We start from the raw sequence: 22,244 nt of genomic DNA on the forward strand, positions 1-22,244 counted from the left end.
GCGCCCTCGTGCGCGGAGGCCGGCGTCCTGGGCGTGCTGCCCGGACTCATCGGTCTGCTCCAGGCCACCGAGGCGCTCAAGCTCATCCTCGGCCAGGGTGAGCCCCTGGTGGGGCGGCTGCTCACCTTCGACGCGCTGGGCACCCGCTTCCAGGAGCTCAAGCTGCGTCGGGACACGCAGTGCCCCGTGTGCGCGCCGGGCGCGACGGTGGAGCTCATCGACTACGAGCGCTTCTGCGCCGCCCCCATGCCCGCCTGAGGACGTCACGCCATGCCCATTCCCGAGATTGCCCCCGCCCGCCTCGCCGAGCTGCTCGCCGGCCCCGCGGAGTCCCGCCCCGCGCTGCTCGACGTGCGTTTTCCTACGGAGAATGCGTGGGTGGCCCTGCCGGACTCGCTGCTGATTCCCCTGCCTGAGTTGGAAGAGCGCGCGGATGAACTGGAAGCCCTACGCGGCCGGCCCGTGGTGGTCTACTGCCACCATGGTGTGCGCAGCCTGGACGGCGCGGCCTACCTGATGTCGCTGGGCATCGACGCGGTGTCGCTGCGAGGCGGCATCGACCTGTACTCCCTGCAGGTGGACCCCAGCCTGCCCCGCTACTGACGGGGCGGCACGCCGCTAGCCCACGAAGGCGGACAAGTCTTCGGTCTGCTTGTTGATGAGGCCGGGCTTGATCTCGACCTCGAACATGAAGGGCTCCTTCAGGGGCCCGCCCTGCAGCTCCAGCTTGTGGCGGCCCTCCATGAGGTCGAGCTTCATGCCCTTGTTGCCCAGGTAGGTGCCCTGGTCCTGGCCATTGCGCTTCACGGAGATGCCGCGCAGACCGTCCGGCTTCAGCGTCAACTGGAGCTGGCCCCGGCGGAACTCGTAGGTGAAGGACTTGGCCTGACCGGGCTCACCGAAGGCGAGTGTGTCGACCTCCTCCTTGTAGATGCCCTGCTGCTCATTCACCAGGATGAGCGTGTCCTGGAGATGGACGCCCGTCGCATTGACGAGGGGGGTCTCCCCCAGCTCCGTCACCGGCTGCGGACTGCCGCAGCGTTCGGTGTGGCGCACCGAGACCTTCACCTTCTCGTTGGTGTTGACCGATAGCGTCACCGACTGCCCGTCGGAGGCACGGCTGTTGAGCACCGAGAGGATGGGCTTGTGGAACACCACCCCCACGGCCACCAGCCCCACGATGAACCCGACGGTGGCGATGTTGCGCTTGGCCACACCCGCGCGAGCGCTCCGCGCGGACTTCTCCAGCGCCCGGTCCACCTCCGCGTCCTCGGCGCGCGAACGCGACAGGGCCACGCTCGACGTCCGCGAACGCGGCGGGGGCGACGGCATCTCCGCGCGGCTCGACGTGCGGCGGCGCGGCGGGGCCTCGGAGGGGTGGATACCGGAATGCATTCCGGTCCGGCGGCGAGGAGGCGGCGCGGGCTCCGGCGGCGGAAGCATGGTCCGCTCGTCGTCCAGCTCCTCGTCCTCCATCCGGGTGCGCTCATCGACCGCCGCCATGCTCGCGCGCGAGCGGGACGGGGGCGGCCCCGGATCCTCCACGATGGGGGCGGCGCGCGTGGCGGAGCGGCGAGGCGGGGGCGGCTCGCCCATGCCGGTCCGGCTCAGGTCCGAACGGGAGCTCGTCCGCGCAATCTGCGTGGAGTTGGGGTTGGACGGACGGCGCAGCTCCGCGGACGTCCTGCTCCGGCGCGGCGGCGGGGCCTCCTCGATTCCGGACGGCGCATCCCACTCCCCCTGTTCATCGGGCTCCGCCGTGGGCACCGCGGCCGAGGTGCGCCGGGGCCCCATGGACGTGCGGGAAGACGAGCCGCGCTGGCGCTCGCGAACCGAGGCCTCGCCCGGAGGCGCCTCCCAGTTCATGTCCGCGGCGGCGGAGGTGCGGCTGCGGCCACGCTCATGCGGCGGCGGCGTGGGCGGCATGGGCGTGCCGGAGTTCGCGGAGTCCTCGCCCACGGGAACCACCTGGCCCTGGGCCTTCTCCTCGGCCAGACGGTCGGCGAAGAGCGTCTCCATCAGCTCGGAGATCTGCACCGAACCGGCCACCCAGCGCTGCCCGACGAGAATCTCTTCCAGCGCCATCTGGAACTGGCGCGCGTCCCGGTAGCGGTCGTCCGAGTTCTTCGCGATGGCCCGCATCACCACCGGGTCCATCTCCTCCGGAACGTCCGCCACCTGAGAGGGTGCGGCGATGGCGCACTCCATGGCGGCCTGCAGCGTGGCCAGCTCCGAGTCGCGCTTCAACGGACGCACGCCCGTGAGCAGCTCGTAGAGCACCAGCCCGATGGCGAAGATGTCCGCGCGCCCGTCCAGCGGCTTGCCGGCGGCCTGCTCCGGCGCCATGTACGCGAACTTGCCCTTGATGGCGCCCGACTTCGTGAGCGACGCCTGATCCGCGGCCTTGGCGATGCCGAAGTCCACCAGCTTCACCGAGCCGTCGAAGCTGATCAGGATGTTCTGCGGCGAGATGTCGCGGTGCACCACGCGCAGGGGCCGGCCGGCGTCATCCGTGCGGCTGTGGGCGTAGTGCAGGCCCTCGCAAGCGGCGGCGACGATGCGAATGGCCAGCGGCCGCGCCACCCACTGCCCCGTGCTGGCGGCCTTGCGCATCACCCGGCCCAGGTCCTCGCCGTGGATGAACTCCATGGCGATGTAATAGGTGCCGTTGGCCTCGCCGAACTCGTAGACCTGGGCGATGTTCGGATGATTGAAGCGCGCGGCAATCAGCGCCTCGTTCCGGAACATCTCCACGAACTCACGGTCCTCCGCGAGATGCGGGAGGATACGCTTCACCACGAGGTTCTTGTGGAACCCCTCGATGCCCGTCTGGCGCGCCAGCCAGACCTCGGCCATGCCGCCCGTGGCGAGCTTCTTAAGAAGCTGATATTTCCCGAATGATTGAGGGTTCATCCCGGGACATTGCCGGCGGGGAGCAGGCTCAGGTGGAATGCAGCAGGGCAGCGCATCTTAGAGGACAGGCACTTCGGAGGCAAAGGCACCCCGGATTCAAATCCGGATGGGCACTGATCGCCAGCCTCCTCATTGCAACTACCACGGTTGCGGCTCCCGCGAACGATCAGATTCGTGTCGAACGCCGTGGGGACGTTCTGGAGCTCCGCTGGTCCGACGCGGAGGAGCGCCTTCAGGGGACCATCCACCCCGCCATGCCAACAGAGGGAGAGCCCATCTCCGTGTCGTTGCATGTAGGCAACTTCGAGGGTCCCGAATTCGACGGCCCCCTCACCGTCACCTTCCACCCCACCGGGTCGCCTTCCCAGCAGACGAAGACGCTGACGCGGGACGGGGTCAACTGGCACACCCAGTTCACTCCGGACGAGCCCGGCCCCTGGGACCTGGAGGTGCGATACCGAGGGACCCACCTGAAGGTGATCACCGCGCGCTTCTCCGTGGCCAGCTCGCCCCTGCCCCGCGGCATGGGCTGGGTGTTGATTCTGGTGGGTGCCGGCACGGCGCTGGCCCTGGGCCTGCGCAACGTCCTGCGGCGCGTGAAGTCGTCCGGATCCACCCCTGGGGCAACGGAGACTCCGCCCCCACCCGCGGCGCCCTCCACGCCGGAAGCGGGCAGCGTCCCCACCCCACCGGCCGATCCTCCGTCCGGGCAGTAACTCCTTCCAACCGACGGGCATTCGTACAGGGTCGCCTGCCGCGACATTGGGAACTTCCGTTCCCTGTCACGGCAACGTGACGACCAGGTCACTGCTTTTCTGCGCCGTCGGGCCCGCTTTTCGTCGGGAACCGAACCTCCCCCAACCCTCCGCGTCCGCTCATCGAACGGGCACCCGTGTTGCAGTGGACGCGCTCCGGTGGCGGTCGGGGAGGCGTGGACATGGGCGGGTGGCGGGTGAATGAGCGGACGAGGCGGAACCTGCTCGTCGCAATCTTGATGGGCATGCCGGCGTGGGCTGTCGCCAAGACACCCGGCCCACGGACGGAGGCAGTTGCCGCCCCCGTGGAGGATGACCCTCTGTCGGGTGGCGTGGTGGACGGCGTTGAGCCTCCTGAGCCCTTGCTGCCGGAGGACGACGACGCGCAGGCGCCACTCGAGGGCGCCATGGCCCAGGCCCTGCCGCCTCCGTCGCGGCCCGCGCCCGGCGCGCAGCCGCCTTCCGTGAGTCCTCTCCCCGGAGCGGATGACGGGGCGACGGCAGAGCAGGACGCGAACAAGCGCAAGAAGAAGCAGCGGCCCGGTCAGCCCCAGGATGATTCGCTGGGCGAGAATCCGGACGCGATTGACGACAAACCCAAGGGTGAGGCGCAGACCATCCGCGTCATCGGACGCGTATCCGCACGGGCCCGCGCCGACGAGCGCAACCAGTACCAGCGCCGTCTCTCCATCGCGGACGCACGCGTGGGCGTGAGCACGTCACTGCCGAACCTGGAAGCCGAAGTGACGGCGGACCTGGCGGACTCGCAGATACTCAAGGACGCCTTCGTGCGTCTGGCGGATGACCGCAAGCGCTTCCGCCTCTACGGCGGCCAGTTCAAGACGCCCTTCCTCCAGCGCTCGCTGGAGTCGTCGTGGGACCTGCCCATCCAGACCCGCGGACTGGTGGAGGAGTACATCACGGAGACCCATCAGATGGGTGGCCGCCGCATGGGGCTGATGGGCGAAGTCCGGCTGAAGCAGGTCTGGGGGCTCAAAATCTCCGCGGGCTTCTTCCAGGGGGCCATCGACGAGGCGGGCGTGCGGTTGAAGGAGGACGCCGCCGCGCGCGTGAGCCTGCGGCCCTTCAACTTCAAGCCGCTCACCGTGGGCGTCAGCACCTACGTCTCCGAAGCAATGGACCTGGCGCGCAAGCACGCGGTGGCCGCGGACGCGGAGCTGAAGCTGGCGGGCATCGTCTTCACCGGTGAGGCCATTTCCGGACGGCTTCCCCTGGGACCCTTCACGGCGCAGATGCTGCTGGCCCAGTACCTCATCCACGTGGGCAACGAATGGGCCATCCAGCCCGTCGCGGGCGTGGAGGCCTTGCAGCTTCGCGGCGACACGGTGCGGGGGGACGGACATTCACTGGTGGGCGGCTTCAACGTGCTGCTCGGCACCCGCTTCCGGGCCCAATTCCAGACGGAGCGCGCGCTGCGCCCCGGCGATGAATTCCCTGGCCTGCAGCATTCCATCGAACTCGGCGCACGCTTCTGAGCACGGAGACCCAAACGATGCTGTCGTTCGCGGAAGGTGAAGTCACCAAGCTCCGGCGGGAATTCAAGCTGGTGCTGGAGGAGAAGACGGCCGCGGCCCTGGGCTCGCGCCTGTCGCTGGAGCTGGAGGGGCACCTGCCGCCGCCCACGCGCATCGTGTCCGTGTACTTCGACCGGCCCGGTGGCCCGCTGGCGGCGCGGGCCCTGCTCACGCCGGAAGACTGTCTCAAGGTTCGGACGAAGGAGTACTCACCGGACCGGGGCGCGGACGGCGAGGCACGGGTGGTGCTGGAGGTGAAACGGGAGCGCCACGGCCTCACGCAGAAGCGCCGCGTCTGGGTGCCGCGCTCGGACCTGGGCCGCGCGCTGCACGGCGGGGCCAGCCTGCTGCCGCTCATCGCCGGAGGCAGTCTCAGCCCGGTGCTGGCGGTGACGTACACGCGCCACGTGTACCAGTCGTCGCAGGCGTGGCGGGTGACGGTGGATCGAGACATTCGCTACCACCGGATTGCGCCGGAGCAGGCGCTGTCCCAGCTTGCGTTGTCGGTGGAGCGGCTGGAGCCCGCGCAGTGGGTGGAGCCGCGAGTGGTGGTGGAGGTGAAGCATCTCGGGCACGACCTGCCCGAGTGGCTGGCATCGCTCAATCCGGGCGGAGCGCCGGCCTACAGCAAGTTCGCAGAGGGAATGGCGAAGGTCCACGCTTTCGCCGCGGATGGCGTCGCAGGGGGATAGGGCACAGTGTTCATCGACTTCGAGGGAATTGACGGAAGCGGCAAGACGACGCTCTCCAACCTGCTGGCCGCGAAGCTGAAGCGGCTGGGCTACCGGGTGGCGCATGCGCGGGAGGGCGGCGAGCTGCAGGCGCCCGCGGCGCGGCGCATCCGGGAGCTGACGCGAGACTCCCGGCTGCTGGAGATGTCTCCACGCACGGAGTTCTTCCTCAACCTGGCGCGGGACGCCCAACAACTGGATGAAGTGGTGGCGCCCGCGCTGTCCCGGGGCGAGGTGTGCATCACCGACCGCTACCTGTACTCACAGCTGGCGCTCAGCGGTGGAGGCCGCGGGCTGCCCATGGACGAGCTGCGCCCCGCGTGCGAGCTGGCCTCGCAGGGCTTGTGGCCGGACCTGGTCATCCTGGTGGACGTGGATCCGGACCTCGCCCGGCTGCGCAAGCGCCTGGGCAAGCTCCAGAGCAAGCGCGTCAATGATGGGGACAGCCGGAAGGGACTGGTGGGCGCGGGCCTGGCGGTGCGCGTGCGCGAGTCCTTCCTGGAGATGGCGCGGAAGGATCCGCAGCGGTGGATCATCCTGGAGAACAACGACGTCCCGCTGCGCGTGCTGGAACAGCGGCTGGTGGACGCCGTCGTCGCCCGGCTGGAGGGTCGCGAGCAGCAGGTGCAGCGCATCATCCCGGCGCCGGCCCGGCCGCGGCATGCCAGCCCCACCACGCTCGAGAACCTGGAAGAGCGCTTCTTCCAGACGCTGGACACCGTGGAGCAGCGCGAACCGGCGCTCGCGGTGTGGATGTTGAGCGGAATCCCGGGATTGGCCGCGCACCAGCAGCGCCTGGCCTTCGCGGAGCGCTTCCCGGGCCTCACCGCGCGCGGCATGGCGGGCCTGGCGGACGTACCGGCCATGGAGCTGCGCGAGGTGCTGGCGGACCTCGCCCCCGCGGAGGTGGCCTTCAGCCTCACGGGCCGCATGGACTCGCGCGCGGCCATGTTGCGGCAGCGGCTGTACGCGCAGGCCCCCACGGAGGTGCTGGCGAGCCTCAAGAACGATGGCTCGACCCCGGCGTGGGCCCTGCGCGAGCGCGCCATGCGAGACGGGCGGCTGGCCGAAGTGCTCGCGGGGCTCGCCGGCCAGGACTGCGAGGAGTCCTGGTTGGTGCGCGAGGCGGGCATGCAGCGCAAGCTGTTCTCGGAGGTGGCGAGCAGCCTCACCGGTGTCCCGGGGGCGCGGGCGGATGCGCTGCGCGAAGTCCTGTTGCCGCATGACCGGCTGGCGGTGCTGCGCAGCACCCAGGGACTGGACACACCGGTGGCCCGAGGTCTGCGAGAGGCCCTGGCGGGCAAGGCGCTGAAGCTGGTGCTCCGCTCGCTGACGGGCCTGGACACCGAGGAAGCCTGGGCGCTGCGCGAGCGCGGCGCGCCGCAGACGAAGGAGGCGCTGGATTCGGTGGACGGCATGGATGCCACGCGGGCCTGGAAGCTGCGTGTGGACCATCTGGGACGGTGGCCCACCACCGCGCTGTCCTCCTTGAAGGGACTGCCCATGGGACCGCACGCGCAGGCGCTCATCGAGCGAGTGCTGGCGGAACAGCCAGACCGGCTGCCGGTGCTGCGCAACGCCTACGCAGTGGCCGCGACCGCACGGGCGCTCGCGCAGCAGCCCACGCGCACGGTCCGCGTGGACACCTCTACCCGAATGGAAGCCTAGGTCACCGCCATGGACGCATCATTCTCAGCCCTGTTCGAGGGCGCGAAAGCGGAGCTCAGCGCGCTGTCCGTCACCGCGATTCTGCCGCGGATGCTGGCCGCGGCGCTCATTGGCACCCTGCTGTCGCTGCGGCCCTGGCGTCTGCTCATGAAGCGGGCGCTGCCCAAGGCGGACATGATTCAGGCGCAGGTGCTGCTGTGCGCGGCGGCGGCGGTCATCACTGCTGTCATCGGCGACAGCCTCGCGAAGGCCTTCGGGCTGGTGGGCCTGGGTGGATTCGTTCGGTTCCGCTCGGGACTCAAGGACCCGCGTGACGCGGCCATCCTCTTCCTGATGATTGGCCTGGGCATGGCGTGCGGCCACGGCAGCCTGGGGCTTGCATCCGTCGGGACGGTGTTCGTGATGGTCCTGCTCTTCGTGCTGGATTGCTTCAACCGCGAGGAGGCGCCCGCCACGGCGAAGCAGCGGCTGGTGCTGTCGGCGCAGTCGGATGACCTGGTGGGCGCGGAGGCCACGCTGCGCCGGGTCCTGGGTGAGCGGAACGTCATGGTGAAGAGCTGCGCGCTCGACTTCGACGGGCGGCGGCTGGAGTTGGAAGTAGAGGAGCCGGAGCCGGGCTCCCTCGCCGCGGCGCTGGGCCGCACGGAGGGGGCGGCCCTGCGAGGCTTGCGGTGGACGGCGGTGAATCCGAGGAGCACACGGGAGGAGCGGGTATGAGGCGCAGCTGGGTGGCCGTGTTCGCGGCGGGGTGGTTGGTAGCGTGTGGCGGCAACAGCCTGCCCGCGGGAGATTCGCAGGACCCGACACCCGGCGGCGGACTGCCGGGAGAGCCGGTGCCGCCGGGAGGACCGGATGGTCAGGGCAACGGAGAGGAGCCCACCGGGTCGCAGTCGCTGTGGCCGCTGACCTCGGGCAGCACGTGGACCTACGACATCCAGGACCCCGTCGAGGGCAACTTCCAGAAGCAGGTGACAGTGGTGGGCCCCGGCGAAGTCCCTGGCCAGCCGGGCATCAACGCCATCCAGGTGCACAGCCGCCAGGACCGCGTGCGCAACGGCACCCTCTATGAGGAGTATTCGTGGCAGGTGGAGCTCACCAACGGGCTCGTCGTGCGTCTGCGCGAGGACGACTACCGCAATGGCCAGCAGGTCCGCTCCACCACCTGGTCACCGGCCACGGTGAAGTCCGTGGCGAGCGTCCCGGACGCCCTGCCCTGGACGTACAAGAGCGACGTGCTCGAGCACATCACCCTGGGCGACGGCTCGAAGGACCAGAAGGACCCGACGTACATCTGGAAGGTGCTCGAAGCCGGCGTGACGGTGACGACGCGGGCTGGAACCTTCACCAACGCGGTCAAGATTCAGCGCGACAAGGTCAACGACAACGGAGAGGTGAAACAGGACAAGACGCGCCTCTACTGGCTCGTCCCGGGCATCGGAAAGGTGCGTGAGGAAGGCGAACGCACCGAGGACCTGGCGGCCTACGACATCAAGCCCTGACGCCTGACCGGGGAGGAGGCGGATACACGGGGCCCTGCCCCACCGTCTCCTACGCCGAGAGGGGGCAGGATGAAGGTCAGCGGTTGAACGGTTGCGCCTCTATCCCGAGCTTGTTCGGGAGGAGGCCGCATGCACCGGAAGACCCCCTTTCACCTTGCCCCCTGGGCGGCCGCGCTGCTGCTGCTGGCCAGCACCGCGAGTGCAGGGACGCTGTATCGAGACCCTTATCTGCAGAAGGTGGGGCCGGACACGGCGACGATCGCCTTCCGGCTCGCAGCCAACTGCCAGCCTGAGGTGCGCTACGGCGAAGGAGCGGCCAACCAGTCGGCTGTCTCCCAGGACGGCGGGAAGTTGCACGCGGTGGTGCTGACCGGGCTGAAGCCGGGCACCGAGTACACGTACGAGGTGTCGGCCTGTGGCCTGCGCACGCCTCTCAATCGATTCCGCACCGCGCCGGTGCCGGGGACCCGCAGCGTGCACTTCGTGGCGGTGGGCGACTTCGGCACGGGCGGCTCGAACCAGAAGAAGGTCGCCGCGGCCATGGTCAAGCGGCAGGCGGAGCTGTTCGTCGCGCTGGGGGACAACGCCTACGCCGATGGCACCGAGGCGGAAATCCAGAACAACCTCTTCGTGCCCATGGAGGCCCTGCTGGCCCAGGTGCCGTTCTTCGCGGCGCTCGGCAACCATGAGTACGTGACGAACCAGGGGCAGCCCTACCTGGACAACCTCTACCTGCCCACCAACAACCCCGAGGGCACGGAGCGCTACTACTCGTTCGACTGGGGCCACGTGCACTTCGTGGCGCTCGACTCCAACTGCGCCGTGGGACTGGCGTCGGCGGACCGTTGCACGCGGGATGCGCAGAAGGCGTGGCTGGAGCGGGACCTCGCGGGGTCGACGCAGCCGTGGAAGATTGTCTTCTTCCATCACCCGCCCTGGTCCAGTGGCGAGCACGGCTCGCAGCTCTCCATGCGCCGCCACTTCGGCCCCGTCATGGAGAAGTACGGCGTGGACCTGGTGCTCACCGGGCACGACCACAACTACGAGCGCAGCAAGCCCATGAAGGGGGACGCCGTCGCCGGGTCCGGCGAAAAGGGCATCCCCTACCTCGTGGTGGGCGGCGGCGGCGCGACGCTGAGGAAGCTCCCCGGCAGCAAGCCGGACTGGAGCGTCATCCGTGACAACCAGGCCTATGGCTTCCTCGACGTGACGGTGGTCGACGGCACGCTCACCGCGCAGTTGCTCGGGGTGAACGGAGACACCGTGGACCGCTTCACGCTCCAGAAGGAGCTGCCTCCGCAGGAGCAGCTTCCCGAGGGTGAGCTGACGCTCTCCGTGGAGGGCGAGCGGGGCGTGGCCCCCCACCGCGCCTTCTTCCGGGCCACGCCGTCCCTCGAGGCCGCCACGGTGACCTGGGATTTCGGCGACGGCGGCACGGCCGAGGGCGAGGTCGCCGAGTACGTCTTCGCGATTCCCGGGCAGTACACGGTGACGGCCACCGCCACCCAGGGCACGGTGAAGCAGACGGCCACCGCCCTGGTCCAGGTGGCGGAGACTCCCGGTGAGGAGCCCCAGACGCCGGACTCCGGCACGACGGACCCGGGCTCACCGGATCCCCGCCCGGGGCTTCCGGATTCTCCCGGCCTGCCGGATGACGGCATGAGCAGCTCGAGCGGTGGCTGCGCCGCGGGCCCCACCGCCACCCTCCTCCCGGCGGCCCTGGCCCTGCTGGCCGCGGGTCTGCTCCACCGGCGCCGCAAGTAGGGCCTCCCCGAACAAGGTCCCCCGCCCCTCCTCCTGACGTCACGCGGCGGCGGGGCAGGCGTCCGCCGGGGCGGATTTGCTTTCCGCGCTTGTCAACCCGGCCCGAGGAATGCAAAGCCGCATTCCGTCATGGCCACCCAACGCAAGTCCCGCCCGCACTCGCGGTCGGCCCCGAAGAAGTCCGGCGCTCCGTCCGGGAAGAAGCTCTCTCCCTCCGAGCGGCCCGAGAGGCCCCTGCGAGAAGACCTGGTCCTCCAGGCCTGCCTGGAGGCGTACGGCTCGGTCCGGCACGAGGGCCGCATGGCCGACCGCGCGCTGGACTTCACCCTGCGCCGCAAGGCCAACCTCTACTCCAACGAGCGCCGCGCCGTGGCCGAGCGCGTCTACGGCCTGCTGCGCCGCCAGCGGACGGTGGACTTCCTGCTGTCCCGCGCCCACCCGCGCTTCGACAGCCTGGAGACCTCGCGCCAGGACGTGCTCCGGTTGGCCGCCTCGCGCGTCCTCTACGGCGAGCCCCACGGCCTGGTGGCCCGCCAGTCCGCGCTGGCGCCCCCGGATGCGCAGGCCCTGGGTGCCCTTCCCGAAGCCGCCGCCGCCCTGGAGGCCCTGCCCGCCCGCGAGCGCTTCCCCATCGCCGCGTCGCTGCCGGACTTCCTCGCCGACCGCTTCCTCCAGACGTTCGGCCGGGATGCTGCTCGCGCCGCGGAGGCGATGAACGAGCGCGCCCCGCTGGTCGCCCGCGCCAACCTCCTCAAGGGGGACCGCGACGCGCTGGCGCAGCGGCTGAAAGCGGAGACGGTGGACGTCAAGCCCACGCCGCTGTCGCCCATGGGCCTGGTGCTGGAGACGCGAATCAACGCCTTCTCCCTGGAGAGCTTCCGCGAAGGCATGCTGGAGCTCCAGGACGAGGGCAGCCAGCTGCTCGGCATGCTGGTGGACGCGCCGCCCACGCGCGTGGTGGATGCGTGCGCGGGTGCCGGCGGCAAGACGCTGCAGCTCGCCGCGCAGATGAAGAACCGGGGTGACTTGCACGCCCTGGACATCGATGAGCGCCGCATGGAGGACCTGAAGAAGCGCGCGCGCCGCGCGGGGGTGCACAACGTGCGCGCCCAGCTCATCCCCCACGAGGGCCCGGACGCCGACGCCGCGCTGACGCCCCTCAAGGGCAAGGCGGACCGGGTGCTGGTGGACGCGCCGTGCAGCGGCACCGGCACCTTCCGCCGCAAGCCTGACGCGCGCTACCGCCTCACGCCGGAGGATTTGGAGATGCACGTGGGCCGGCAGAAGGCCCTGCTGGCGCGCTTCGCCACGCTGGTGAAGCCCGGCGGCCGGCTCATCTACGGCACGTGCAGCGTGCTGCGGGAGGAGAACGAGAACGTGGTGGAGGACTTCCTCGCGAAGCACCCCGAGTTCACGGTGAAGCCGGTGGCGGAGCTGCTGGGGGCGGAGTTGGCCGAGAAGGTCGGCCCCGGCCCCTACCTCCGGCTGGCGCCTCACACCCACGGTACAGACGGATTCTTCGGCGCCGTCCTCGTCCGCGCGAAGTAACCTGCGGCCGGGGGGAGAGAGACACTGCTCATGCACCGTGCCGTCCGCTACCGCGTCTCCATGCCCCGACCGCATACGCACCTGCTGGAGGTGGAAGCCTCCTTTCCAGGAGGCGCCAGCGTGCTGGACGCCGTGATGCCGGTGTGGACGCCCGGCAGCTACATGGTGCGGGAGTTCGCGCGGCAGGTGCAGGACATGACGGCCCATGCACCGGACGGAACGCTCCTTCCGGTGCGGCGCGCCGACAAGCGCACTTGGCGGGTGGACGCGAAGGGCGTGGCCGTCACGCTGCGCTACCGCGTCTACGCCAACGAGCTGACGGTGCGCACCAACCACCTGGACGGCTCACACGCCTACTTCAACGGCGCCGCCACGTTCCTCTACACGGAGGACACGCGGGGGCTGGAGCACCACGTCACGGTGGACGCGCCCCCGGGCTGGCGGACCTTCTGCGCGCTGGGCCAGCGCGCGAACACCTTCATCGCCCAGGACTACGACGAGCTGGTGGACAGCCCCTTCGAAGTCGGCCCCCACACGCCACTCACCTTCAGTGTGGAGGGCGTGCCGCATGAAGTCGTGGTGTGGGGCGACACGGTGCAGGACCCGGAGCGGCTGTGCGCGGACCTGAAGCGCATCTGCGAATGCCAGGCCCGCGTGTTCGGCGGCCTGCCCATGCCGCGCTACCTCATCCTGCTGTACCTGACGGACCGGGGCCGAGGCGGCCTGGAGCACAAGGCCAGCACCGCGCTGTTGTTCCCCCGCGTCGGACTTTCCACCAACCGCGGCTGGGAGGACCTGCTCACCCTGGTGGCGCATGAGTACTTCCACCTGTGGTTCATCAAGCGGGTGAAGCCGCGCGCGCTGGTGCCCTTCGACTACGCGAAGGAGAACTACACCTCGCTGCTGTGGGCCTTCGAGGGCTCCACGGCGTACTACGACAACCTCTTCGTGCGGCGCGCCGGGCTGATGTCCGCGCAGCGCTACCTCACGCGCCTGGGCGAAACGCTCACCGCACTGCATGCCACGCCGGGGCGGCGCGTGCAGACGCTGGCGGAGGCGTCGCTGGTGAGCTGGGTGAAGCACTACCGCCCGGACGAGAACTCGCCCAACAGCGCCATCTCCTACTACCTCAAGGGCGAGGTCGTCTCCGCGCTGCTCGACCTGGAGATCCGCCGCGCCACCGGTGACGCCCGTGGCCTGGATGACGTCGTGCGCGTCTTGTGGCAGCGCTACGGCGACGGCTCTGGCGTTCCCGAGGACGGCGTCGAAGCCGTGGCCAGCGAGGTGGCCGGCGTGGACCTGACGCCCTTCTTCGACCGGGCGCTGCGCACCACGCAGCCGCTGGACTACTCCGTCTTCTCCCACGTGGGCCTGGAGCTGAACTTCCGTCCGCGCGAGGCCGCCAGCGACAAGGGAGGCACGCCGCCGCGAGGCCGGGCGGGAGAAAGCAAGCCCAAGGGCTGGCTGGGCGTCACCACGCGGGGCAGTGGCACCGTGGCGGTGGTGATGGATGGCTCGCCCGCACAGGACGCGGGGCTCTACGTGGAGGACGAGCTGGTCGCGCTGAATGGCTGGAAGGTGGACGGCGCCACCCTGCTGTCCCGCTGCGAGGAGCGGAGGCCCGGCGAGACGGTGCGGCTCACGGTGTTCCGCCGCGACCGGCTGCTGGAAATCCCGGTGGTGCTGGGGACGAAGCCCGCGGAGGCGGCGTGGCTGTCCCGCGTGGAGCGCCCCACCGACGCCCAGAAGGCCGCCTATCAGGCGTGGCTCGGAAGCCCCTGGGAAGAGGCCCCTGGGCAATCGTAGGCTTGGGGGCCATGAGCCCCTCATCGCCCAACATCATTCCACCGGATGTGCCCCTGCCCCGCTGCCAGCGGCATCGGTCCACCGTGGCCGGGTGGCGTTGCGAGAGGTGCAACGAAACGCTCTGCCCCGACTGCGTGGTGGGCCGGCGGGCCCAGACGGTGGAGCTGGTGGCGTGCGAGCGCTGCGGCGACGTGGCGCAGACCCTGCTCACCTCCCGCAGCCGGGTGTCCGTGGCGCAGCGGCTCAAGGGCGCGTGGCGCTACGTCTTCACCCCGTCCGGCGCGCAGGTCATGGTGGCGGTCAGCATCTTCCTGGCCGCGCTCCGGTGGCTGGTGGAGCTGGCCATCTCCTTCTCGGCCCTCATCCCGCTGACCATTTACGGAGGCGTCTTCTGGGGCACCTTCTTCACGCTCGCGCGGGACTCGGCGCGCGGCGAGACGGCGCTGCGCTCGCCCGACTACCGCGACTACTTCCATGACGCGGTCCTCCCCGGCCTCCGCGGCGTGGTGACCTTCGCCATCGTCTGGATGCCCGCGTTCCTCTACGTCACCGTGCTGCGCCCGCTCCTCCAGGAGGGGCGCTCAGCGCTCGGCGCGTGGATTCGGGGCCTGGACACCCCCGGGCTGCTGACGGTGGATCCGGTGCTGATCGGCCTGCTGCTGCTCGGCGTCCTCTGGCTGCCCGCGGCGCTCCTCATCACCGCCGCGCGCCAGCCACTGCTGACCCTGTTCGACGTGCCCGGAACCCTTCGCATCGTCCGCCGCCTGGGCCGGGACTACACGTTGGTCGCGGGAACGCTGGTGGGCCTGGGCGTCCTCCACCTCATGACGCACGGGGTGGCGTTGCTGCTGCGCATGCTGGACCTCTTCGTCATCTCACGCGTGCTGGCCGAAGCCGTCACGCTGGTCATCCCATTCACCGCCGCGCACGTGGTGGGGTTGCTGCTGTACACGCGGGGCGATGCGCTGGGGTATGGCCTCGAGCAAGACTACCTGGCACCCGTGCTGGGCGACGCACAACCGAGCCGCAGGGCGCCGCCCCTGCGCGAAGCCGGGCCCATTCCCTTCACCGGAGCGGCGGCCACTGCCACCGAGACGGGAAGTGCCAACGATGACACCCTGGAGGCGCTGGCGGCCGCGGTGAACGCCCGCGACGTTCCACTCGCGATGTCGCTGTATGCCACCGTGCAGCAGCAACCGCGGCTGCGTGTGCCCCCGGAGCATCACCTGTTCGTCGGACAGGCCGCGGCCGTGGAAGGAAATTTCCCACTGGCGGTAGCGGCGTTGGAATCCGCGGCAGATACGGCGCCCGATGAGCCCACCGCACCCCGTGCGTTGGTACTTCTGGCGCGTGTGTTGGGTGAACGGATGCACGACACGCCGCGCGCGGAAGAAGTCTACCGCTACGTGCTCCACCGTTACCCAGACACGGCAGCGGCACGCTTCGCGAGTGAACGCGTGTCTCCGACTTCCGACTGATACAGACGTTGCCGCGCTCGCACGCCAGCATCACCCTTCACGTCATGGTTCGCGCACGCTGGTTTTCGTGGCTCATCGGTTTCGGTCTCTTCGCGGCATGTGACCAGGCGCCTCGCATGGAGCGCGCGGTGGACGACTGCCGGGCGGAGCAGGTGTCGCTGAAGGTGGAGGTGCTGTCGGCGGAGGGCGCGCGCGTGCGCGGGGCGACAGTCACCGGCACCAACGTGACCTCCAACGTGAGCATCACCGGCGTGACAGACGACCAGGGCGTCAGCACCGCCATCAACGAATCGCTCGCGCCCAGCGCGGTGCGAGTCGTGGCCACCGCGGGCGCCAAGGTGTCCGCGCCCCAGCAGGTGGAATGGGTGTGTGACGCCTGCAACTGCCAGCCAGAGCCGGCCACCCTCCAACTCCAGCTCAATCCGTAGGACCCGCGCCGCGTGACGCTGAGACAACCTCTGTTTCATGGATTCATCTGAATGAACGCAAGGGAGGTTGTGCTCCACCCACCCCATGGAGTACGGCTGGTGACATGCGTGACGCTCGTCAGCCTTCCCCGCGTCTGGCCTACCCTGCGTCCAGGGGGGCCCTCCAGTCGGCTTCCTCCGAGTACGGGGCCGCGGGGATGTGTTGCCGCTGCGAGCGCGTCCCCTGCGCAAGGGGGCCTGTCAGCCCACGTTCCAGGTAGGTCCGGGCCCTCATCATGTCCGCAGACACCGTGGAACAGTTGCTTCAGTGCGCGCTGTCCGAGCTGACCGCGCGCTTCGTCACCCAGGCCAACCCTGTCCCCACCGGCTTGCTGGAGGCGTTGGACGCCGACCCGCGCGCGGGCGCGCATGCGCTCGCCCGGCGCATCCGTTCGCGCCAGGAGAAGAACCGCGCGGAGGGCCAGCGCATGCGCAAGCTGCTCCGTTTCGAGACGGAGCTCTGGGAGCAGGGCCACACGCACATCGCGGGTGTGGACGAGGCGGGCATGGCACCGCTGGCCGGGCCCGTCGTGGCCGCCGCGGCCGTGCTGCCCAGGGGCTTCCGGCTCAAGGGGCTGGATGACTCGAAGAAGATTCTCGACGCCGAGAAGCGCGAGTCGCTGGCCGAGGCCATCAAGCGCGACGCGGTGGCCTGGGCCGTGGGCCGCGCGGAGGTGGAGGAAATCGACCGCATCAACATCTACCACGCGGGCCTGCTGGCCATGCGCCGCGCGGTGGAGGGGTTGTCGGTGAAGCCGGACCACCTGCTGGTGGATGCTCGCACGGTGCCGGAGTGCTCGGTGCCGCAGAAGGGCATCATCAAGGGGGACGCACTGTCGCTCAGCATCGCGGCGGCCTCCATCCTGGCGAAGACGACGCGCGACCGTTGGATGGCGGAGCTGGATGACCAGTACCCGGGTTATGGGCTCGCCGCGCACAAGGGCTACCCCACGCCGCAGCACCTGCAGGTGCTGCGCGAAAAGGGCGTGCTGCCCATCCACCGACGCAGCTTCGCGCCGGTGCGCGAGGCCCTGGGCCTGCCGACCAGCGCACCGCCTTCCGCCCTCCAGGCGGAGCTGTTCCCCGAGCCCCCTTCCCGAACAGGGGTGATGTCATGAGCGCGGACCGGGACATCGACGAGTGGATGGCCGCGCGAGGCATCACCCTGCCCGAGGCCCGCGCTCGCACCCGCGCGGTGCTAGAGGAAGTGGGCCTCACCCGCCCCGGCCGCCAGCGCATGAGCGAGCCCAAGCTGCTCAAGGCGGCGGAGCTGCTGACGGGGCGCTTCTTCTCCGTGTGCGCGGACGGCGCGTGCCTCAAGGTCGCGCAGGCCAGCGGGCGTGAGCCGATGCGTATCGAGCCACGGCTGCACTGCGAGCGCTGTGGCGGCTCGGCCAACCGCCGCGCGGAGGTGGCCTTCGTGGAGGCCTGCCAGCGCTACGGCGTGCGCCGCGTGGTGGTGGTGGGTGGCTCGCCGGCCGTGCGTGAGGAGCTGGAGGCGAAGCTGGGCCACCAGATTGACTTGCGGATGGTGGACGGCACGGAACGCCGCACGGCGGACCGCGCACGCAGCGACCTGGACTGGGCGGACCTGGTGCTGGTGTGGGGCGCCACGGAGCTGCACCACAAGGTCAGCGGCCACTACACGCATGGTGGGCCGGCCTACAGCCACAAGGTGGTGCACGTCGTGAAACGGGGCGTGGCCGCGCTGTTGGAAGAAGGCATCACCCACCTGGAGCGGACGCGCTGAGTGCTGGACTCAGGCGACGCGCCAAAGCGACGCTTGAGTCCATGACGACCGAGTTCATCCTGCTCCGTCACGGAGAGACGGAGTGGAACTCCCTGGGGCGCCTCCAGGGACATCAGGACAGCACCCTGAGCCAGGTGGGCCTGCGCCAGGCAGACGCCCTGGCCGCACGCCTGGAGCCCGTCCGCTTCTCGGCGCTCTATTGCAGCGACCTGGGGCGGGCGCGGGAGACGGCGCGGCGCATCGCCACCCGCACGGGCCACACCGTCCAGTCCGACCCCCGCCTGCGCGAGCGGGGCCTGGGCATCCTGGAAGGCCTCACCCGGGACGAGGCACGCCAGAAGCACCCGGACGTCTTCGCCGCGTACTCCGGTGGCGCGCCGGACTACATCGTCCCCGGAGGGGAGAGCACGTCCCAACGGCTGCGCCACGCGGTGGAGTGCCTGGAGGAACTGGGCGCGCGCCACCGGGGCGAACGGCTGGTGGTGGTGACCCACGGAGGCGTGCTCAGCCTCCTGTTCCGTCACAGCCTGGGGATTCCACACGCGGCGCCGCGCACCTTCTCCGTGCTCAACGCCGGGTGGAACCAATTCGACTACCACGAAGGTGCGTGGCGGCTGGTCACGTGGGGTGACGTCACCCATCTGCGTGCCGCCAGCCTCGACGACACCTGAGCGCCCGCGCGGACGCTCGTGGAGACTACAGCTCCACCTGCGGACGCTGCTCGTCGCGGCGGGCCGCGCGCGTCGCGGCCGGACGGACCTCCAGCTCGGCGCGGGCCTCCTCGATGGCGTCGCACACCCCGTCGGCGGCCCGCTGGACCTGCTCCAGCGTGTGGGACGCCATCACCTGCATGCGGAAGCGCGTCTCGCGCAAGCGAACGGCCGGGTACTCCACCAGGTTGGCGAAGATGTCGCGGTCGAACACCTTCTTCGAGGCCAGCCGCGCCACCTTCGCGTCGCCCACCTGCACGGGGACGACGTTGGACGGCTCGCCCAGGCACGTCACGCCCCGCGCCTCGAAGGCTCCGCGCAGCGCCAGGATGTTCTCCATCGCCTTCGCGCGCAGCGCGTCGCCCTCTTCCGAGCGGACGATGCGCAGCGACTCCAGCACCACCGCCGCCTGCATGGGCAGCAGCGCGTTGGAGAAGATGTGGGGCCCGCCCATGATGCGGATGAACTGGCGCACCGCCGGCGAGCGCGTGGCCACGAAGCCGCCATTGCTCGCGAACGTCTTGGAGAAGGCGCCCACCACCAGGTCCACCTTCCCCAGCAGGCCCTGCACGCCCAGGCTGCCCGTCCCCCGGGGCCCCATCGCGCCCAGGTCATGGGCCACGTCCACCAGCAGCGTCGCGCCGTACTCACGGCAGATGGACTGGAGCTCTTCGATCCGCGGCACGTCCGAGTCCATGGAGAACAGGCCCTCGGTGACGACGAGCACCGCGTTCTGCGTGTCGCGGGCGCGAATCTCCTGAAGCTTGCGCCGCATGGCGCGGTTGTTGAGGTGCGGCACGCGGCTCACGTTCGTCGTCGCGGCGGCGGCGCCCTGCTGGAGGCACGCGTGCGACAGCGCGTCGAGCACCACGTGGTCATCGGGGCGCACCAGCCCGACGATGACGCCGAAGCCCGCGCCCCAGCCGGTGGAGAACAGCGCCACGTGCGGCGTCTGCAGGTGCTCCGCGAGCGCCTTCTCCAGCATCAGCGACGGCGTCGTATTGCCCCCCAGCATCGCCGAGCCCGCGCTGTGCAACCCGTAGTCCTGGATGGCCCGCTGAGCCGCCTCCACCACCGCCGGGTGCGTGGACAGCGACAGGTAATCCTGCGAACCGAAGTTCAGCCCCTGGCGCGCCGCCCCCGTCTCGCTGCGGACACCACACGCCGCCTTCGGTGCCGCCTCCAGGCTTCGCGAGTACGGCCACAGGCCCGCCTGCCGCCGCGACTCCTGCCACTCGAAGAAGGGCTCCGTCCGCCCCAGCAGGTCAGGTCCCGTCGGCTGCGCGTAATGGGAGATGAAGTGGGTGAAGAGCGGCGAGTCGAGTTGAGCTCGGAAATCCATGAAGCACGTCCAGGGGGAAAGGTCGCGCTGTCAACGAGAGGCGCGGCGCTCGGGGAGGGGGGCGAGCGGCGCATTTAATGCCTCTGCATCTTTCCAGTGTCAACCGGCCTACCCTGACGGCTCCGCTGTATTCGTTTGTTCCGATTCAACCGGATGTGCTGCGTAGGCTGAAACAGGCGCGAAATACCCAGATAGGCACGTATTGCCCGGGTCGAAAACGACGAATCCTGGTTTTTCACCCCAGGGCAGAGGTGGATTTTGACGCCCCCTGCCCTGAAGTGCGAGCAAGTGTCCGTCAGTCGTCGTTCTGCCTCAGCGCGGCCAGGACGTTGAGGTCCTCCAGGGTGGTGGTGTCCCCGGAGGCCTGCTTGCCCGCGGCCACGTCGCGCAGCAGTCGGCGCATGATCTTCCCCGAGCGCGTCTTCGGCAGCGCCTCCGCGAAGCGGATTTCATCCGGGCGGGCGATGGCGCCAATCTCGCGGCCCACGTGGGCGGCCAGCGTCTTCTTCAGCGCGTCAGACGGCGTGTTGCCCTGCTTCAGGGTGACGAAGGCCACCAGCGCGGTGCCCTTCAAGTCGTCCGGACGGCCCACCACGGCGGCCTCCGCGACGGTTTCATGCGCCACCAGCGCGCTCTCCACCTCCGCGGTGCCCAGACGGTGGCCGGCGACGTTGACCACGTCATCCACGCGGCCCATCAGCCAGATGTACCCATCCGCATCCGTGCGGGCGCCGTCGCCGGTGAAGTACATGCCGGGCAGCTCATTGAAGTACGTGCGCACGTAGCGGTCCGGGTCGCCGTACACCGTGCGCAACATGGAGGGCCAGGGGCGCGTGACGAAGAGCAGTCCGCCCTGCCCTCGCGGCACCGTGTTGCCCTCTCGGTCCAGAATCTCCGCGTGGATGCCGGGCAGCGGCAGCGTGGCCGAGCCGGGCTTCGTCGGCGTGGCGCCCGGGAGCGGCGACACCATGATGCAGCCCGTCTCCGTCTGCCACCACGTGTCCACCACGGGGCAGCGGCCCCCGCCGATGACGTCGCGGTACCACATCCACGCCTCGGGGTTGATGGGCTCGCCCACGCTGCCCAGCAGACGCAACGAGGACAAGTCGTGCTTGCGCACGGGCTCCTCGCCCAGGCGCATGAAGGCGCGGATGGCGGTGGGCGCGGTGTAGAGGATGGTGGCCTTGTACCGCTCGATGATGTCCCAGAAGCGGTCCGGCCCCGGCTGGGTGGGCGCGCCTTCGTAGAGGATGGTGGTGACGCCGTTCATCAGCGGGCCGTAGACGACATAGGAGTGGCCCGTCACCCAGCCCACGTCGGCGGTGCACCAGTAGACGTCGTCCTCGCGCAGGTCGAACACCCAGCGCGTGGTGAGCGACGTATTCACCGCGTAGCCGCCCGTGGTGTGCAGCACGCCCTTGGGCTTTCCAGTGGAGCCCGACGTGTAGAGGATGAACAGCGGGTGCTCGCTCTCCACCCACTCCGGTTCACATTCCGCGGACTGCCCGCTCACCAGCGTGTCCCACGCCACCAGCTTGGGCCCGGACAGCGCCAGCGTGCTGCCCGTGCGGCGGAGCACCACCACCTTCTCCATGGTGGGCATGTGCGGCAGCGCCGCCTCCACGTTCTTCAGGAGCGGCACCACCGCGCCCTTGCGCCAGCCGCCGTCCGCGGTGAGCAGCACCTTCGCGCCCGCGTCGTTCATGCGCTCGTGGAGCGCCTCCGCGGAGAAGCCGCCGAACACCACCGAGTGCACCGCGCCAATGCGAGCGCACGCCAGCATGGCCACCGCGGCCTCGGGCACCATGGGCAGGTAGATTCCCACCCGGTCCCCCTTCCGAACGCCCAGCGACTTGAGCGCGTTGGCCAGCTTGTTCACCTCGGTGGACAGCTCACCGTACGTGAGGCTGCGGCGGTCGCCGGGCTCCCCCTCGAAGAGGATGGCGGGCTTGTCCTTGCGGGTGGCCAGGTGCCGGTCCAGGCAGTTGTAGGCCAGGTTCGTCTTGCCCTCGACGAACCACCGCGCGTGCGGCGGATTCCAGTCGAGCACCGTCTGGAAGGGCGCCTTCCAGTACAGCTCCTCGCGGGCGCGGTCGCCCCAATACTTGTCAGGGTCCTTCGCGGCTTCGTCCCAGAGCTGCTGGTACTGCTCCATGCTCCGGATGTGCGCGCGCCCGGCGAACGCCTCTGGCGGCGGAAAGACGCGTGCTTCCGTCAGGACCGAGTGAATCTCATGCTTCGAAGCCGCCATGCGTTCCTCCAGCGTGGACAATGCCAC

General features: G+C 69.9%; 19 protein-coding genes. 16 read left to right on the forward strand and 3 right to left on the reverse strand.

Annotated features, from left to right (window positions below; translation table 11 throughout):
- The coding region (locus FL344_RS20940) for a ThiF family adenylyltransferase (protein WP_228565238.1) at positions 1–258 on the forward strand (258 nt) is incomplete at its 5' end.
- Between the two features lie 12 nt (positions 259–270).
- Positions 271–603 (forward strand): rhodanese-like domain-containing protein, encoded by a 333-nt coding sequence (locus FL344_RS20945; RefSeq protein WP_141619774.1) that lies wholly within the window; start codon positions 271–273, stop codon positions 601–603.
- A gap of 15 nt (positions 604–618) precedes the next feature.
- Here FL344_RS20945 and FL344_RS20950 read toward each other — a convergent pair whose 3' ends face one another.
- Complete coding sequence (locus tag FL344_RS20950; RefSeq protein ID WP_141619775.1) at positions 619–2,913, reverse strand: serine/threonine-protein kinase; 2,295 nt, start codon at positions 2,911–2,913, stop codon at positions 619–621.
- Positions 2,914–3,167: 254 nt separating this feature from the next.
- On the opposite strand from FL344_RS20950, the gene FL344_RS20955 reads away from it, so the two are divergent.
- From FL344_RS20955 to FL344_RS21020, 14 genes are all read left to right on the forward strand, one after another.
- A complete protein-coding gene (locus FL344_RS20955) occupies positions 3,168–3,629 on the forward strand; it encodes a hypothetical protein (protein WP_141619776.1) in 462 nt (153 codons plus the stop codon).
- Between the two features lie 176 nt (positions 3,630–3,805).
- Positions 3,806–5,164, forward strand: coding sequence for a hypothetical protein (locus FL344_RS20960; protein WP_141619777.1), 1,359 nt, complete (start codon positions 3,806–3,808; stop codon positions 5,162–5,164).
- A 17-nt stretch (positions 5,165–5,181) separates the two neighbouring features.
- Entirely contained in the window at positions 5,182–5,895 is a 714-nt protein-coding gene (locus FL344_RS20965) for a VTC domain-containing protein (RefSeq protein WP_141619778.1), read from the forward strand.
- Positions 5,896–5,901: 6 nt separating this feature from the next.
- On the forward strand, positions 5,902–7,602 hold the full coding sequence (gene tmk, locus FL344_RS20970) for a dTMP kinase (protein WP_141619779.1): 1,701 nt from the start codon (positions 5,902–5,904) through the stop codon (positions 7,600–7,602).
- 9 nt (positions 7,603–7,611) lie between these two features.
- Positions 7,612–8,319, forward strand: a complete 708-nt coding sequence (locus tag FL344_RS20975) for a DUF4956 domain-containing protein (protein WP_141619780.1) — start codon at positions 7,612–7,614, stop codon at positions 8,317–8,319.
- Positions 8,316–9,101, forward strand: coding sequence for a hypothetical protein (locus FL344_RS20980; RefSeq protein WP_141619781.1), 786 nt, complete (start codon positions 8,316–8,318; stop codon positions 9,099–9,101). Before FL344_RS20975 ends, FL344_RS20980 begins: the two co-directional genes overlap by 4 nt.
- A gap of 129 nt (positions 9,102–9,230) precedes the next feature.
- Positions 9,231–10,865: a metallophosphoesterase gene (locus FL344_RS20985; protein WP_141619782.1), complete on the forward strand. Its 1,635-nt coding sequence runs from the start codon at positions 9,231–9,233 to the stop codon at positions 10,863–10,865.
- Between the two features lie 129 nt (positions 10,866–10,994).
- Positions 10,995–12,413: an RsmB/NOP family class I SAM-dependent RNA methyltransferase gene (locus tag FL344_RS20990; protein WP_141619783.1), complete on the forward strand. Its 1,419-nt coding sequence runs from the start codon at positions 10,995–10,997 to the stop codon at positions 12,411–12,413.
- 30 nt (positions 12,414–12,443) lie between these two features.
- Positions 12,444–14,219: a M61 family metallopeptidase gene (locus FL344_RS20995; protein ID WP_141619784.1), complete on the forward strand. Its 1,776-nt coding sequence runs from the start codon at positions 12,444–12,446 to the stop codon at positions 14,217–14,219.
- 11 nt (positions 14,220–14,230) lie between these two features.
- Complete coding sequence (locus tag FL344_RS21000; RefSeq protein WP_141619785.1) at positions 14,231–15,697, forward strand: tetratricopeptide repeat protein; 1,467 nt, start codon at positions 14,231–14,233, stop codon at positions 15,695–15,697.
- Positions 15,698–15,741: 44 nt separating this feature from the next.
- Positions 15,742–16,125 carry a carboxypeptidase-like regulatory domain-containing protein gene (locus FL344_RS21005; RefSeq protein WP_228565239.1) on the forward strand — a complete coding sequence of 128 codons (384 nt, stop codon included), beginning with the start codon at positions 15,742–15,744 and terminating at the stop codon, positions 16,123–16,125.
- A gap of 275 nt (positions 16,126–16,400) precedes the next feature.
- The gene (locus FL344_RS21010; protein ID WP_141619787.1) at positions 16,401–17,282 is read left to right on the forward strand and encodes a ribonuclease HII; all 882 of its coding nucleotides are present in this window, start codon (positions 16,401–16,403) and stop codon (positions 17,280–17,282) included.
- Positions 17,279–17,914, forward strand: coding sequence for a hypothetical protein (locus FL344_RS21015; protein WP_141589558.1), 636 nt, complete (start codon positions 17,279–17,281; stop codon positions 17,912–17,914). Before FL344_RS21010 ends, FL344_RS21015 begins: the two co-directional genes overlap by 4 nt.
- 41 nt (positions 17,915–17,955) lie before the next feature.
- Entirely contained in the window at positions 17,956–18,585 is a 630-nt protein-coding gene (locus tag FL344_RS21020) for a histidine phosphatase family protein (RefSeq protein ID WP_141619788.1), read from the forward strand.
- Positions 18,586–18,610: 25 nt separating this feature from the next.
- Here FL344_RS21020 and FL344_RS21025 read toward each other — a convergent pair whose 3' ends face one another.
- Together FL344_RS21025 and acs are read right to left on the reverse strand one after the other, a co-directional pair.
- Positions 18,611–19,966 carry an aminotransferase class I/II-fold pyridoxal phosphate-dependent enzyme gene (locus tag FL344_RS21025; RefSeq protein ID WP_141619789.1) on the reverse strand — a complete coding sequence of 452 codons (1,356 nt, stop codon included), beginning with the start codon at positions 19,964–19,966 and terminating at the stop codon, positions 18,611–18,613.
- A 295-nt stretch (positions 19,967–20,261) separates the two neighbouring features.
- Entirely contained in the window at positions 20,262–22,217 is a 1,956-nt protein-coding gene (acs, locus tag FL344_RS21030) for an acetate--CoA ligase (protein ID WP_194863187.1), read from the reverse strand.
- Positions 22,218–22,244 lie beyond the last annotated feature (27 nt).

The sequence above is a fragment of the Myxococcus sp. AB036A genome (genome assembly GCF_006547355.1).
Taxonomy (GTDB): domain Bacteria; phylum Myxococcota; class Myxococcia; order Myxococcales; family Myxococcaceae; genus Myxococcus; species Myxococcus virescens.

What these genes read in the sequence shown, in the direction of transcription:
- FL344_RS20945 (WP_141619774.1), top strand. Translation starts at nt 271, where the DNA reads ATGCCCATTCCCGAGATTGCCCCCGCCCGCCTCGCCGAGCTGCTCGCC.
- FL344_RS20950 (WP_141619775.1), bottom strand. Translation starts at nt 2,913, where the DNA reads ATGAACCCTCAATCATTCGGGAAATATCAGCTTCTTAAGAAGCTCGCC.
- FL344_RS20955 (WP_141619776.1), top strand. Translation starts at nt 3,168, where the DNA reads ATGCCAACAGAGGGAGAGCCCATCTCCGTGTCGTTGCATGTAGGCAAC.
- FL344_RS20965 (WP_141619778.1), top strand. Translation starts at nt 5,182, where the DNA reads ATGCTGTCGTTCGCGGAAGGTGAAGTCACCAAGCTCCGGCGGGAATTC.
- FL344_RS20975 (WP_141619780.1), top strand. Translation starts at nt 7,612, where the DNA reads ATGGACGCATCATTCTCAGCCCTGTTCGAGGGCGCGAAAGCGGAGCTC.
- FL344_RS20980 (WP_141619781.1), top strand. Translation starts at nt 8,316, where the DNA reads ATGAGGCGCAGCTGGGTGGCCGTGTTCGCGGCGGGGTGGTTGGTAGCG.
- FL344_RS20985 (WP_141619782.1), top strand. Translation starts at nt 9,231, where the DNA reads ATGCACCGGAAGACCCCCTTTCACCTTGCCCCCTGGGCGGCCGCGCTG.
- FL344_RS20990 (WP_141619783.1), top strand. Translation starts at nt 10,995, where the DNA reads ATGGCCACCCAACGCAAGTCCCGCCCGCACTCGCGGTCGGCCCCGAAG.
- FL344_RS20995 (WP_141619784.1), top strand. Translation starts at nt 12,444, where the DNA reads ATGCACCGTGCCGTCCGCTACCGCGTCTCCATGCCCCGACCGCATACG.
- FL344_RS21000 (WP_141619785.1), top strand. Translation starts at nt 14,231, where the DNA reads ATGAGCCCCTCATCGCCCAACATCATTCCACCGGATGTGCCCCTGCCC.
- FL344_RS21005 (WP_228565239.1), top strand. Translation starts at nt 15,742, where the DNA reads ATGGTTCGCGCACGCTGGTTTTCGTGGCTCATCGGTTTCGGTCTCTTC.
- FL344_RS21010 (WP_141619787.1), top strand. Translation starts at nt 16,401, where the DNA reads ATGTCCGCAGACACCGTGGAACAGTTGCTTCAGTGCGCGCTGTCCGAG.
- FL344_RS21015 (WP_141589558.1), top strand. Translation starts at nt 17,279, where the DNA reads ATGAGCGCGGACCGGGACATCGACGAGTGGATGGCCGCGCGAGGCATC.
- FL344_RS21020 (WP_141619788.1), top strand. Translation starts at nt 17,956, where the DNA reads ATGACGACCGAGTTCATCCTGCTCCGTCACGGAGAGACGGAGTGGAAC.
- FL344_RS21025 (WP_141619789.1), bottom strand. Translation starts at nt 19,966, where the DNA reads ATGGATTTCCGAGCTCAACTCGACTCGCCGCTCTTCACCCACTTCATC.
- acs (WP_194863187.1), bottom strand. Translation starts at nt 22,217, where the DNA reads ATGGCGGCTTCGAAGCATGAGATTCACTCGGTCCTGACGGAAGCACGC.